Source organism: Salinispora cortesiana, assembly GCF_000484695.1.
GTDB classification, from domain to species: domain Bacteria; phylum Actinomycetota; class Actinomycetes; order Mycobacteriales; family Micromonosporaceae; genus Micromonospora; species Micromonospora cortesiana.
Map to the genome: position 1 here is coordinate 16472 of NZ_AXVR01000030.1, position 13546 is coordinate 30017.

Annotated in this window: 15 protein-coding genes; 1 reads left to right on the forward strand and 14 read right to left on the reverse strand. The window is 70.4% G+C overall.

The genetic code is table 11. The features are described from left to right. Positions 1 to 15: 15 nt before the first annotated feature. The 13 genes from K228_RS0114540 to K228_RS0114600 form a co-directional block, all read right to left on the reverse strand. On the reverse strand, positions 16 to 783 hold the full coding sequence (locus K228_RS0114540; protein ID WP_025619094.1) for an enoyl-CoA hydratase/isomerase family protein: 768 nt from the start codon (positions 781 to 783) through the stop codon (positions 16 to 18). A 46-nt stretch (positions 784 to 829) separates the two neighbouring features. After that, entirely contained in the window at positions 830 to 1057 is a 228-nt protein-coding gene (locus K228_RS0114545; protein ID WP_007462679.1) for a helix-turn-helix domain-containing protein, read from the reverse strand. Between the two features lie 154 nt (positions 1058 to 1211). Further along, complete coding sequence (locus tag K228_RS0114550; RefSeq protein ID WP_025619095.1) at positions 1212 to 2816, reverse strand: ABC-F family ATP-binding cassette domain-containing protein; 1605 nt, start codon at positions 2814 to 2816, stop codon at positions 1212 to 1214. Positions 2817 to 3027: 211 nt separating this feature from the next. Next, entirely contained in the window at positions 3028 to 3708 is a 681-nt protein-coding gene (locus tag K228_RS0114555) for an acVLRF1 family peptidyl-tRNA hydrolase (protein WP_281171583.1), read from the reverse strand. A gap of 39 nt (positions 3709 to 3747) precedes the next feature. Next, entirely contained in the window at positions 3748 to 4440 is a 693-nt protein-coding gene (locus K228_RS0114560) for a LysE family transporter (protein WP_025619097.1), read from the reverse strand. Between the two features lie 179 nt (positions 4441 to 4619). Beyond that, positions 4620 to 5039: a metal-sulfur cluster assembly factor gene (locus K228_RS0114565; protein ID WP_025619098.1), complete on the reverse strand. Its 420-nt coding sequence runs from the start codon at positions 5037 to 5039 to the stop codon at positions 4620 to 4622. After that, positions 5036 to 5512 (reverse strand): Fe-S cluster assembly sulfur transfer protein SufU, encoded by a 477-nt coding sequence (gene sufU / locus K228_RS0114570; RefSeq protein WP_025619099.1) that lies wholly within the window; start codon positions 5510 to 5512, stop codon positions 5036 to 5038. The genes K228_RS0114565 and sufU overlap by 4 nt, the downstream gene beginning before the upstream one ends. Beyond that, positions 5512 to 6816, reverse strand: coding sequence for a cysteine desulfurase (locus K228_RS0114575; RefSeq protein WP_018722891.1), 1305 nt, complete (start codon positions 6814 to 6816; stop codon positions 5512 to 5514). The genes sufU and K228_RS0114575 overlap by 1 nt, the downstream gene beginning before the upstream one ends. 26 nt (positions 6817 to 6842) lie before the next feature. Next, the gene (gene sufC / locus K228_RS0114580) at positions 6843 to 7616 is read right to left on the reverse strand and encodes a Fe-S cluster assembly ATPase SufC (protein WP_018216247.1); all 774 of its coding nucleotides are present in this window, start codon (positions 7614 to 7616) and stop codon (positions 6843 to 6845) included. Next, positions 7616 to 7960, reverse strand: a complete 345-nt coding sequence (locus tag K228_RS0114585) for a non-heme iron oxygenase ferredoxin subunit (protein ID WP_025619100.1) — start codon at positions 7958 to 7960, stop codon at positions 7616 to 7618. Before K228_RS0114585 ends, sufC begins: the two co-directional genes overlap by 1 nt. Then, positions 7960 to 9156: a Fe-S cluster assembly protein SufD gene (gene sufD, locus K228_RS0114590; RefSeq protein ID WP_025619101.1), complete on the reverse strand. Its 1197-nt coding sequence runs from the start codon at positions 9154 to 9156 to the stop codon at positions 7960 to 7962. Before sufD ends, K228_RS0114585 begins: the two co-directional genes overlap by 1 nt. A gap of 75 nt (positions 9157 to 9231) precedes the next feature. Beyond that, positions 9232 to 10662, reverse strand: a complete 1431-nt coding sequence (gene sufB / locus K228_RS0114595; RefSeq protein ID WP_025619102.1) for a Fe-S cluster assembly protein SufB — start codon at positions 10660 to 10662, stop codon at positions 9232 to 9234. Further along, positions 10659 to 11414: a helix-turn-helix transcriptional regulator gene (locus tag K228_RS0114600; protein ID WP_025619103.1), complete on the reverse strand. Its 756-nt coding sequence runs from the start codon at positions 11412 to 11414 to the stop codon at positions 10659 to 10661. The genes sufB and K228_RS0114600 overlap by 4 nt, the downstream gene beginning before the upstream one ends. Before the next feature lie 98 nt (positions 11415 to 11512). Between K228_RS0114600 and K228_RS0114605 the strand changes: the two genes are divergently transcribed. Beyond that, positions 11513 to 12493, forward strand: coding sequence for a COX15/CtaA family protein (locus tag K228_RS0114605; RefSeq protein WP_029723595.1), 981 nt, complete (start codon positions 11513 to 11515; stop codon positions 12491 to 12493). A gap of 122 nt (positions 12494 to 12615) precedes the next feature. Here the strand turns inward: K228_RS0114605 and K228_RS0114610 are convergent, their stop codons facing one another. Then, positions 12616 to 13539, reverse strand: coding sequence for an ATP-grasp domain-containing protein (locus K228_RS0114610; RefSeq protein WP_025619105.1), 924 nt, complete (start codon positions 13537 to 13539; stop codon positions 12616 to 12618). Positions 13540 to 13546: the final 7 nt, after the last annotated feature.

Consider the following 13546-nt stretch of genomic DNA (forward strand, 5'->3'; position numbering starts at 1 on the left):
CCCGTACGGCCCTTACTACTCTCCCCTGCCGGCGAGTTCCCGCAGCCGCCGGGTCTGCGCCTCCCGCTCGGCTCGTTCCTGCTCGGCCGGGGTGCGGCCGGACGCGCCCGCGAGCAACGCCTTGATCTCCACGACCGCGTCCCGGTCATTGGCGAGCAGCCCCGCCGTCAGGTCGCTGACCGCGCCGGTCAGCTCCCCGGCCGGCACGACCAGGGTCGCCAACCCGATCCGGTCCGCCTCGGCAGCATCCAACCGCCGCCCGGTGGCGCAGATTTCCAGGGCGCGCGAGTAGCCCACAAGCTCGACCAGGCGCTTGGTGCCGGCCAGGTCGGGGACCAGGCCAAGTGTCACCTCGGCCATGGAGAACCGGACATCCTCGGCGAGAACCCGTAGGTCACAGGCGAGTGCCAGCTGAAACCCGGCGCCGATCGCGTGCCCCTGCACGGCCGCGATCGACACCAGGTCGGGGCGGTGCAGCCAGGTGAAGGCGTCCTGAAGCTCGGCGATCCGGTCCGCGCACTCCTGCTCGGGCAGGGTGGACAGCTCGGCGAAAGAGCCCGGCCCGGAGGCACCCGCCACCGACAGGTCAAGGCCGGCGGAGAAGGCCCGGCCTTCACCGCGGACGACCACGACGCGCACGTCGCCGGGGAGCTTCCGGGAGAAGTCGCGCATCGCCTGCCACATCGCCGGCGTCTGCGCGTTGAGCACGTCGGGCCGAGCCAGCGTGACCGTGGCCACCGCCCCGTCGCACTCCAGCCGGACCCCGGTCGCCTCGGCAGTCACCGGACGGCCCGGGGAACGGTGCTGATGGGTGGCGCCGCTCGGCGGCTCACGCCTTCTTGCGACGCCGGGCGCCGCCGCGCTGCCGCAGCTGCACCCCGGACTCGGTGAGCACCCGGTGGATGAATCCGTAGGAGCGGCCCGTCGAGGCCGCGAGCGCACGGATGCTCTCCCCCGAGGTGTACCGCTTGACCAGGTCCTTGGCGAGCGTCTGACGCTCGGCCCCGACGATCCGGCGACCCTTCTCAGTGCTGGTGGCTGTGCCAGTGGCTGCCATGCTGTGTCCTCACGTCCCAGACTGTGCGGTTCGGATACGGTCCCACCTATTAGACCGCCTCGAACGATCATGCGCCAGATATCAACTATTCGCCAACCGACACGCTATGTAATGTCGGCTTCCCGATAGGGCAAAACCCGGAGCCCACGATCGGTCAGGCCAGCTCGACCAACTCCAGGAGGTCGTCGCTCCAGGCGTCCTCGTCCCCGTCGGGCAACAGGATGGCCCGATCCGGCTTGAGCGCGGTCACCGCGCCCGGATCGTGCGTGACCAGCACGATCGCCCCGGGATAGCGGGCGATAGCGTCCAGCACCTGCTCCCGACTGACCGGGTCGAGGTTGTTCGTCGGCTCGTCCAGCAGCAGCACGTTCGCACCGGAGCAGACCAGAGTGGCCAGGGCCAGCCGGGTCTTCTCCCCACCGGAGAGCACACCGGCGGGCTTGTCCACATCCTCCCGGGAGAAGAGGAACGCACCGAGGATCCGGCGCAGATCGGTGTCACTCTGCTCCGGCGCGGCGCTGCGCATGTGTTCCAGAATCGTCCGCTGGACATCCAGGGTCTCGTGTTCCTGGGCGTAGTAGCCCAGCCGGAGCCCGTGTCCGGGCCGTACCTCACCGGTGTCCGATTCCAGCAAGCCACCAAGGATCCGCAGCAGGGTGGTCTTACCGGCGCCGTTGAGGCCGAGGATCGCCACCCGGGATCCGCGGTCGACCGCGACATCCACATCGGTGAAGATCTCCAACGACCCGTACGACTTCGACAGTCCACTCGCGGTCAGCGGGGTGCGACCGCACGCCGCGGGGGTGGGGAAGCGCACCTTCGCCACCTTGTCGGCGACCCGCACCTCCTCCAGGCCGGAGAGCAACCGCTGGGCCCGACGGGCCATGTTCTGGGCGGCGACGGTCTTGGTGGCCTTGGCCCGCATCTTGTCCGCCTGCGCCATCAGCGCGCCGGCCTTCTTCTCCGCGTTGGCCCGCTCCCGGCGACGACGCCGCTCGTCGGTCTCCCGTGCCTCCAGGTATGCCTTCCACCCCAGGTTGTAGACGTCAACCACCGAACGGGTGGCATCGAGGAACCAGACCTTGTTGACCACCGCCTCCAGCAGAGCGGCGTCGTGGGAGATCACGATCAGGCCGCCCTTGTGGTTTGCAAGGAACCCGCGCAGCCAGGTGATCGAGTCGGCGTCCAGGTGGTTGGTCGGCTCGTCGAGCAGCAGAATGCCGCCGCCGTTCTCCCCCGCGTCGCGGAACAGGATCCGCGCCAGTTCGATCCGGCGGCGCTGGCCACCGGAGAGGGTGCCGATGGTCTGGGCCAGCGCCCGGTCGGGGAGCCCGAGGTTGGCGCAGATGCGGGCCGCCTCCGCCTCGGCCGCGTACCCGCCCAGCGAGGCGAACTGGTCCTCCAACGTGCCGTAGCGGCGGACCAACCTGTCGTCGGGGGTCTCGGCGAGCTTCGCCTCCAACTCGGCCATCCGGGCCATCAGCTGGTCGAGGCCGCGGGCGGAGAGGACCCGGTCGCGGCCGGTCACGTCGAGGTCGCCGGTGCGTGGGTCCTGCGGCAGGTAGCCGATGTTGCTGCGGCGGTCGAGCTGACCGGCGTACGGCTGCCCCTCTCCGGCCAGCACCTTCAGCGTCGTGGTCTTGCCGGCGCCGTTGCGGCCGACCAGGCCGATCCGGTCCCCCGACTGCACCCGCAGCGTGGTGTCGGAGAGCAGGATTCGGGAGCCGGCGCGGAGTTCCAGGCCGGTGGCAGTGATCATGTCGGAAGACTCGCTCTCGGGGTGGAGGGCTGACTCAGGGCACGCGAAAGCACCGACGGGCCGGAGGACCGTCGGTGCGGGGCGGTTCAGCCTTCGCAGAGCAGCACGCGGCAAGTGTACCGGGGCATCCCCCACCCGGTCCTGCGGATTCTCCCGACAAGATCACTCACCGTCCGCGGGCCGCCCGCCGTAGGCCGGCGCCGACCATCGATCAGGTGGCGGACCCGGCGTTACGCGAAGCCCCCACCGCGGGATCACGGACGAGGATGTGGACGGCTCGGGCGGCGGGAATGGCGTCGAGCAGCACGGCGCGCCGGGGCTCCGGCACGGTCAGGAGGCGCTCGGCACGCAACCCGACCAGCGGAGCCAGCCGACGATCCGCGAGCACCGCGTCGACCGTCCGGCGGTCCCCACCACAGACCAGGGCAGCGAGCGTCGGAGCCGCCGGCAGCAGCCGGCGCACGGCCAACTCGACGGCGTCCGCCACCGCCGCCTTCGCCTGATTCTCCCGCCGCCGGGCGAACCGCTGCTGCGACCAGCCGCCGGCAGCCGTCCGGCCCTGCACGTAGTGCGTATCGACCTTCGACACGACCAGCTCCGCTCCCTCGGCGACACCGAGGGCCACCGCGCCCTTGCGGGCGAGTAGCAGGCCGATCCGCCGGGCCTGGGACACGGCCGCCAGGAACCCGTCCAGGTCAGCCGCGCCCGACGCGCCGGGCGGGGTATGCAACTCGGCGGTCGTACCGTCCGCAGCGGTCAACAACAGCCCGTACTCCTGCGGGGTGGAGGTCGACGGACCGTGCCGGCCGGTGAAGCCGGCAACCCAGCGAGCGACCCGGCCCGGGTCCACGTCGACCCACCGGCCGCCTCCCGCTGCGGGCCTACTACGCACACTCCGAACCTACCCTGTCGTCCGGCGGCCTTCGTCGGGTCAGGCCGCCACAAGCATGACGACGGCGAGGGCAGCGATGATGGCGCTGGACACCAGGGCCGTGCCGAGCCGGCCACGGGGACCGGCAAGGATCCGACCGACCATCGTGCCACCCCCCGCGACCATCAGTTGCCAGCTCGCCGAGGCGAGGAAAGCCCCGAGCACGAACGCCCCGACGGCCGGTAGAGCCGGGGCTGCGGAGTCCTGACGGCCGAGCACGAGCGCCGCGAAGTAGACGACGGTGGCGGGGTTCAACAGGGTCAACGCCAGTACCCCGGCGAACGCCCGGGGCGGCGTCTCCAGGCCCCGGCGGCCCGCGAATGGTCGGCTGCCGAAGCCCGGACCGCCGGAGGTGGAGGTGGGGTCGGTGCCGGCAACCGCACCCGGCCGGGCAGAGCGCAGGGCCCGCACCGCGGTGTGGGTCGCCAAGGCGAGCAGTATCGCCGCGGCGACCATCCGGAGCGGACCTGCGACCGGGGTAAGCACCGTGACCAACGCCGCGCCGCCGAGGGCAGCGACGGCCGCGTACAGGCCATCGGCCGTGGCGACGCCGAGGGCCGCGGCGGCCCCCACCCGGAACGAGGTCCGCGCGGCCAGCCCCATGACGAGTACCGCGATGGCGCCGACTGGGATGGCCACCCCGAATCCGGCGGCCAGCCCAGCCAGGAACACCCCGGTCATGGTTGTGGGCAATGGGCCAAGCCCGCCCCGGCCAGCCGGGTTCGCTGTCGGCGCCCGGCCCCGGCTACGCGGACTGGAAGCGGCAACAGGTACACCTCGGTCATTCCGTCATCCTGCGCCGCCCCGACGCCCGCGGCTACCGGTTTTCCCCGACGGGCGCGGCTACCGGTTCTTCCCGACGGGCACCCTGGTCAGACGTTGAAGCCCAGCGCCCGAAGCTGCTCGCGCCCCTCGTCGGTGATCTTGTCTGGGCCCCACGGCGGAAGCCACACCCAGTTGATCCGCATCTCGTTGACCAGGCCGCCCCCCGGACCGGTGGTCAGGGCCGACCGCGCCTGGTCCTCGATGACGTCGGTCAGCGGGCAGGCCGCCGAGGTGAGCGTCATGTCCAGCGTGGCGACGTTGTCGTCGTCAACGTGGACGCCGTAGAGCAGGCCAAGGTCGACAACGTTGATGCCCAACTCGGGGTCGACGACATCCTTCATCGCCTCCTCGACGTCGGCGACGGCGGCCTTGCCGGCCTTCGCGGCCGGCACGCCCTCCGGAGCCGCCGCACCGGTCGCGCCATCGCCAGGGGCCGGCGTGGCCTCGGTGGCAGTGTCCTCGCTCATCCCTGAACCTCCGTCGGGCTCGTGTCCACACCGGCGCGTGCCGCAGCGTCCTTGAACGCCATCCACGGCAACAGCGCGCACTTAACCCGGGCGGGGTAGCGGGCGACGCCCGCGAACGCCACCCCGTCCCCGAGTACCTCCTCGTCCGGCGTGACCTCGCCCCGGCCGGACATCAACTCCACGAACGCCGCGTGCACCGCGAACGCCTCGGCGGCCGGACGGCCGGCGAGCAGCTCGTGCAGCACACTCGCCGAGGCCTGGCTGATAGAGCAGCCGTACCCGTCGTACGAGACATCGTGCAGCACCACACCGTCGGTGGCGACCCGGACGGTGACCTCGTCCCCGCAGGTCGGGTTAACGTGGTGCGCCTCGGCGACGGATGCCGCCGGGTCGTCCGCGTCGCGCAGCCCCCGGCCGTGCGGGTGCTTGTAGTGGTCCAGGATGATCTCCTGGTAGAGCTGGTCAACCTGCATCAGGCGAACACCTTCCGCACCTGCTCCAACCCCGCCACCAGAGCGTCGATCTCCTCCGTGGTGGTGTAGAGGTAGAACGAGGCCCGGGTCGTGGCCGGCACCCCGAACCGGGTACAGACCGGGCGGGCGCAGTGGTGACCGACTCGCACCTGCACGCCCAGCGAGTCGAGCACCTGCCCGACGTCGTGCGGATGGATGTCACCCAGCGCGAACGAGATCGTTCCACCCCGGCCAACCGGAACGTTCGGCCCGAAGATCCGCAGCTCGGGCACCGTCGCCAGGGCATCCAGGGCATACGCGGTGAGTTGCTTCTCGTGCCACTGGATGGCCCGCATGCCGACACCGGAAAGGTAGTCCACCGCCGCGCCCAGCGCGACCGCCTCGGCGATCGGCGGGGTTCCCGCCTCGAACCGGGTCGGCGGCGGGGCGAAGGTCGACCCCGACATCGCCACCGTTTCAATCATCGACCCACCGCCGAGCACCGGCGGCATCGCCGCGAGCAGCTCGGTGCGACCCCAGAGCACTCCGATGCCGCTCGGGGCACACATCTTGTGCCCGGTGAAGACGATGAAGTCCGCGTCGTAGTCGACCACGTCCATCGGCATGTGCGGCACCGACTGCGAGCAGTCGAGCAGCAGTAGCGCCCCGACCTCCCGGACCCGCTGAGTGATCCGGGACGTCGCGTTGACGGTGCCGAGAATGTTGGACATGTGCACCAGCGAGACGATCTTCGTCCGCTCGTTTACCAGGTCCGTCAAGCCCGACTCGTCCAGCCGACCGTGGTCGGTGACCGGGAACCAGCGCAGGGTGGCGCCGGTGCGCTCGCAGAGCAACTGCCAGGGGACGATGTTCGAGTGGTGCTCCATCTCGGAGATCACCACCTCGTCTCCCGGGCCCAGCCGGAACCGCGGGTCGGCGTCCGGACGCAGCGACGCGTTCGAGAAGGCGTACGCCACGATGTTGATCGCCTCGGTGGAGTTCTTGGTGAACACCACCTCGTCCGGGCTCGGGGCGTTGATGAAGGCGGCGACCTTGGCCCGCGCGCCCTCGTACGCCTCGGTCGCCTCGGTGCCCAGCGTGTGCACCGAGCGCGACACGTTCGCGTTGCGCCACTCGTAGTGCTCCCGCAGCACGTCGAGCACCTGCCGTGGCTTGTGTGACGTGTTCGCGCTGTCCAGGTAGACCAGCGGGTGCCCGTTGACCGTCCGGTCCAGGATCGGGAAGTCAGCGCGCACCGCCGCCACGTCGTAGCTTGGCACGTCGCCGTACTGCGGCATACCCGGTGGAATCGCGATGGTGGTCATCGTGACCGGCCTTTCCTTTGAGGTCGTCAGGCCCGTGCCGAGCCAGCCCCGGCGACGTACCGCTCGTAACCCTCGTCCTCGAGCTTGTCGGCCAGCTCCGGGCCGCCCTCCTCGACGATCCGGCCGGCGACGAAGACGTGCACGTGGTCCGGCTTGATGTACCGCAGGATCCGGGTGTAGTGGGTGATCAGCAGCAGGCCGGTGTCGCCGGTCTCGCGGACCCGGTTGACACCCTGGCTGACCACCCGGAGTGCGTCCACGTCGAGGCCGGAGTCGGTCTCGTCGAGGATCGCCACCTTCGGCTTGAGCAGCTCCAGCTGCACGATCTCGTGCCGCTTCTTCTCGCCGCCGGAGAAGCCCTCGTTGACGTTGCGCTGGGCGAACGCCGGGTCCATCTGCAGGCGCTCCATGGAGCCCCGCAGCTCACCCGCCCAGGTGCGCAGCTTCGGCGCCGTACCGTCGATCGCGGTCTTCGCGGTGCGCAGGAAGTTCGCCACCGACACCCCGGGAACCTCGACCGGGTACTGCATGGCCAGGAAGAGGCCGGCGCGGGCCCGCTCGTCCACGGACATCTCCAGGACGTCCGCGCCGTCCAGGGTCACCGAACCACCGGTGATCTCGTACTTCGGATGCCCGGCGACCGAATAGGCCAGGGTGGACTTGCCGGAGCCGTTCGGGCCCATGATGGCGTGCGTCTCCCCCGACCGGACGGTCAGGTCGACACCGTGCAGGATCGGCTTGAGCTCACCCTCGGGCAGCTTGACCGACACCTGCAGGTCACGGATCTCAAGGGTGCTCATTATCGGGTCACTCCATTGCTCGGCATCGGGCGGCCGTCGGCGCCCACTGGGATGTAGATGTCGCCGTCGCGGATCTCGACGGGATAGACGGGGACGGGTTCGGTGGCGGGTAGCCCGGTCGGCTCGCCGGTGCGCAGGTCGAACCGCGAACCGTGCAGCCAGCACTCCAGGGTGCAGCCCTCGACCTCCCCCTCGGAGAGGGCCACCGCGGCGTGCGAGCACTCGTCGTAGACGGCGTAGAAGGCGCCGTCCTCGCCGTGCACGATCGCGATCTTCACACCGTCAACGTCCGCACTGACCACGCTGCCCTTCGGCACGTCCTCGGCGGAGCAGATGCGGATCATCACGCACCGGCCTTCGCGGCGGTGTCCCCGCCCGCGTGCGTGGGGTCGGCGAACTCGCTCCCCCCGCTGGCCAGCCGGGCCTCGATCGCCGCGCCGAGGCGCTCCCGCAGGGACTCGACTGGGATCTTGTTGAGCAGCTCGGCGAAGAAGCCGCGGACCACGAGGCGCCGCGCCTCGGCCTCCGGGATGCCCCGGGCCATCAGGTAGAAGAGCTGCTCATCGTCGAAGCGGCCGGTCGCGCTCGCGTGACCGGCGCCGGCGATCTCCCCGGTCTCAATCTCCAGATTGGGTACGGAGTCCGCCCGCGCACCCTCGGTGAGCAGCAGGTTCCGGTTGATCTCGTAGGTGTCGGTGCCGGTCGCCTCGGCCCGGATCAGCACGTCGCCGACCCAGACGGTACGGGCGCTCTCGCCCTGCAGGGCACCCCGGTAGCCCACGTAGCTGCGGCAGTCCGGGACCGAGTGGTCCACCAGCTGCCGATGCTCCAGGTGCTGCCCCTCGTCGGCGAAGTAGACACCGTACAGCTCGGCCTCGCCGCCCCGCTCGGTGTACTCCACGGTGGTGTACTGCCGGACCAGGTCGCCGCCGAGGCTGACCTGGACGTGCACGACCCGGGCGGCACGTCCCAGCCGCACCTTCAGGTGCTGCGCCTGTACCGCGTCGTCGGCCCAGTCGGCGACGGTGACCAGGATCAGCTTCGCGCCGTCGGCGACCGCGACCTCGACGTTGTCGGCGAGCGTCGCCGAGCCGACGTGCTCGAGCACCAGCGTCGCCTCGGCGAACCGACCCACCTCGACGAAGGTGTGCCCGAAGGCGGGCTCGTCGGCGCCCTCGCCGACCACCCGCAGGGTCACCGGCTCGGCCAGCACGGCCTCATCGGCAACCCGCACCAGCTGCGCCTGCGCCGCACCGCGGTACGCGAGCGCGCTGATCCGGTCCACCGGCACGAGTACGCTGCCGATCCGCGGATCGTCCTTCGCGACCGACTCGACGGTGACGCCCGCGGGCAGGTCGCCGTGCTCGTGCCGGACCGCGCCCGCGCTGGCCGGCACCCCGCCGGTCAGGCCCCGCAGTCGGTTGAGTGGGGTGAAGCGCCACTCCTCCTCCAGGCCGGTGAGGGCCGAGAAGTCGGTGACATCGTATGAGCGCAGCGCCTGCGACTTGGTGCTGGGCGGCGCGGAAGCCTGGGTAGTCATCTCTTCCTTGGTTCTGTTCTGCGACGACGGTGTCAGTAACGGGGACGGGTCTGGACCGTCCCGGCCGCGGCGGCCTCAGCCGACCGCGCCCTCCATCTGCAGCTCGATCAGGCGGTTGAGCTCCAGCGCGTACTCCATCGGAAGCTCCTTGGCGATCGGCTCGATGAAGCCCCGGACGATCATCGCCATCGCCTCGTCCTCACTCAGTCCCCGGCTCATCAGGTAGAAGAGCTGGTCTTCGCTGACCTTCGAGACGGTCGCCTCGTGCCCCATCGACACGTCGTCCTCGCGGATGTCGACGTAGGGGTAGGTGTCCGAGCGGGAGATGGTGTCGACCAGCAGCGCGTCGCACTTCACGGTGCTCTTGCTGCTGTGCGAACCCTCCAACACCTGCACCAGGCCGCGGTACGAGGTGCGACCGCCACCGCGGGCGATCGACTTCGAGACGATGGTGCTGCTGGTGCTCGGTGCGGCGTGCACCATCTTGGCGCCGGCGTCCTGGTGCTGGCCTTCACCGGCCATGGCCACCGAGAGCACCTCGCCCTTGGCGTGCTCACCGGTCATGAAGACCGCCGGGTACTTCATCGTGACCTTGGAGCCGATGTTGCCGTCGATCCACTCCATGGTCGCGCCCTCGTGGCACACCGCGCGCTTGGTGACCAGGTTGTAGACGTTGTTCGACCAGTTCTGGATGGTGGTGTAGCGGCAGCGGGCGTTCTTCTTGACGATGATCTCCACGACGGCGCTGTGCAGCGAGTCCGAGGAGTAGATGGGGGCGGTGCAGCCCTCGACGTAGTGCACGTACGCACCCTCGTCAACAATGATCAAGGTCCGCTCGAACTGGCCCATGTTCTCGGTGTTGATCCGGAAGTAGGCCTGGAGCGGGATCTCCACGTGCACGCCCTTCGGCACGTAGATGAAGGAACCACCGGACCAGACCGCGGTGTTCAGGGCGGCGAACTTGTTGTCGCCGACCGGGATCACCGTGCCGAAGTACTCCTTGAAGAGGTCCTCGTGCTCCTTGAGCGCGGTGTCCGTGTCGAGGAAGACGACGCCCTGTTCCTCCAGGTCATCACGAATCTTGTGGTAGACGACCTCGGACTCGTACTGCGCCGCCACTCCGGCGACCAGCCGCTGCTTCTCCGCCTCGGGGATGCCCAGCTTGTCGTAGGTGTTCTTGATGTCCTCCGGCAGCTCCTCCCAGCTGGTCGCCTGCTTCTCGGTGGAGCGCACGAAGTACTTGATGTTGTCGAAGTCGATCCCGGTGAGGTCGGCACCCCATGCCGGCATGGGCTTGCGATCGAACAACCGCAGACCCTTGCGCCGCAGGTCGAGCATCCAGGCCGGCTCATCCTTCTTGGCCGAGATGTCCCGCACGACCGCCTCGTTGAGGCCACGCTGCGCGACGGCCCCGGCCGCGTCGGGGTCGGCCCAGCCGTACTCGTAGCGACCGAGGGCGGCGAGCTGCTCCTCCTGGGTCAGGGGCTGGACGGTCTGCTCGGTCATCTATCTGTCCTCACAGTGGTGACGGTCTTACTGGACTGAACACGCCCCGGCTGGCCCGGAATGTGCGTCGTGCACACCCCGTCGCCGTGCGCGATGGTCGCCAGGCGCTGCACATGGGTGCCGACCAGACGGGAAATCACCGCGGTCTCGGCCTCGCACAGCTGGGGGAACTCGGCGGCCACATGCGCCACCGGGCAGTGATGTTGGCACAGCTGCCCCCCCGAGGCGATCGTGGAGGCGTTGGCAGCGTAGCCCTCCGCGGTCAGGGCGGCGGCGAGCGCCTCCGCGCGGGCGAGCGGGTCGTCGCCGGCGTCTTCCATGGCTGCCAGGCAGCGGGTCTCCAGGGCGGAGACCTGCTCGGCGGCGAAGGCCGCCACCGCCGCCGATCCCCCACCCCGGGCGATCCAACGCAGCGCGGCGGTGGCCATGTTGTCGTAGTGGTGGGTGCCGCAGCGACCTCGGGCCGCCTCGGTCAGCAGGAAGACCCGGGCCGGACGGCCACGCCCGCGGTGGCCTCGGACCGCCGGATCGCGGGCGAGGACATCTCCCTCGGCGAGCATCGCGTCCAGGTGCCGTCGAATCGCGGCGGGGCTGAGCCCAAGCTCGCGCCCCAGCTGCGCGGCGGTGGTGGCACCCCGCTCCAGCAGCAGCTGGGTGACCCGGTCGCGGGTTGACGGGTCGGCGACGGCCGACGCGCCGGCGACCCCGACAGGCGCCGGCTGGCGCCCCGAGACCCCCGCCGCGTTTTTCACAACGCCAACGTTACGTAATTCGCCTGGGGCCTGCAAACTCGGGGTCCGGTGATCCAAAACACCGTTCCGGCGAAGCCACCCGAGGGGGCACCACTACGATGCGTAGGATTTGCGCCGTGACTGTCGCCGCCCGGTTCCCGGTCTCCACCACCACGCTTCGCCGGCTGGCGTTCGCCAACATTCTCGCGAACGTGCTGATCGTCGTTACCGGCGGGGCCGTCCGGCTGACCGCCTCCGGCCTGGGCTGCCCCACCTGGCCCCGATGTACCGACGCGTCGTACACCGCCACTGCGGAGATGGGCCTACACGGGGCGATCGAGTTCGGCAACCGACTACTGACCTTCGCGGTCGGCATTGTCGCTCTCGCCGTGGTGGTCGCCGTCCTGCTGCACCGACCGCGCCGGCGCGGCCTGCTGCCGCTCGCGGTCGCGGTCCTGCTCGGCATCCCGGCGCAGGCGGTGATCGGTGGGATCACCGTCCTCACCAAGCTCAACCCGTGGGTGGTCGGGCTGCACTTCCTCGCCTCGATGGTCGTGATCGCCCTCGCGTACGTCCTCTGGCGGCGGATCGCGGAACCGGACGGCCCGACCGTGCCGGTGGTGCCCGGGCCGCTGCGCACCCTCGCGGTGATCACCACCGCGGTCTGCGTGGCGGTACTCGTGGTCGGCACCTGGGTCACCGGCAGCGGCCCACACGCCGGTGACGGTGGGGCGGCTCGCAACGACCTCGATCCCGAGCAGATCTCCCAGGTCCACGCCGATGGCGTGTTCCTGCTGATCGGCCTCTCGGTGGCCCTGGTCTTCGCCTTCCGGGCGGTCGGCGCCGCCGGCCCCGCCCGGGCCGCGCTGGTGTTGGTCGGGGTAGAGGCGGGGCAGGGCGTGATCGGCTACGTGCAGTACTTTACCAACCTGCCGGAGCTTCTCGTCGGCGCCCACATGCTCGGCTCCTGCCTGGTGCTGCTGGCCACCCTCGCGGTGCTCCAGTCGACCCGGGAGCGCAAACCGATCGTCACCCCCACCCCCGACGTGCCCACCGCCCGCGACACCGCGACCGAGCGCTCGGATCCCGTTCCCGCCTGAGTTGTCGGTCCCGTCCGGGCCCGAGTCGTCAGTCCCGGGCGAATGGCGAGGTCCGGGCCCCCAAAGCGCCGACGTCGTCGGACCGCGAAAGCATCGGTCCGACGACGTCGAGTGAGGGTGTCTCAGGGTTTGCGGTGCAGGTGGGTCAGGATGGCTTCCGCGAGGCGATCCGGGGCGGCGTCGGCGTACCCGAGGAAGAGTGACGGCTCGGTCAGCTCCAGCTCGACCAGGAGCGGCGTGTCGCCCTCACCCAGGATCAGGTCGACCCGGGCATAGAGCAGCCGATCCGGCCCACCCGGAACCTCGGCGAGGATCTTCTCCGCCACCGCCACCTGCTCCGCGGTGGCGGTACGGGCGGTGATCCGCTCGGTCTTACGAGGGGTCTCCGGCCCCAGGTCCGGGCCGGTCAGCATCGCGCCCTTGCGGATCGCATGACTGAACCGCAGCCCGTCGGGGCCGGCGAGGAAGAGCAACGCGGTCTCGCCATCGGTGTCAACGGCGGAGAGGTACGGCTGCACCATCGTCACTCGCCCGGCCTCCCCGAGGCGCCGAACATGCGCCTGGGCGAGCTCCCGGTGCTCGGGGTCGGCCAGGTCGTACCGGCCGGTGTCCCGACTGTCCGCGCTGACCGAGGGCTTGATGACGTACTCCCCGCGCTCCGCGGGGAGCGACCACTGCCGCCCCGGCTCGATCCAGGTGGTCGGGACGGTGGCCACCCCGGCGGCGGAGAGCTGCTCGAGGTAGCGCTTGTCGGTGTTCCAGCGGACGACGTCCGCCGGGTTGGCCAGGGTCGGCACCGACGCCGCCCAGGCGACGAAGGCGTCCCGGCGGGCGGTGTAGTCCCACGGCGAGCGGAGGACCACGAGGTCATAGCCCGCCCAGTCAACGCCGGGATCATCCCAGATTACCGCCTCGGCGGTGACGCCACGAGCCGCGAGCGGCGCCTGGACGAGGCGGTCGTCACTTTCGAGGTCGGGAAGGGCCGTGCAGGTCACGATGGCGACCCGGGGCTCCCCACGGGTCGGCTCGGGCGAATTGATCACCATAGCCGGG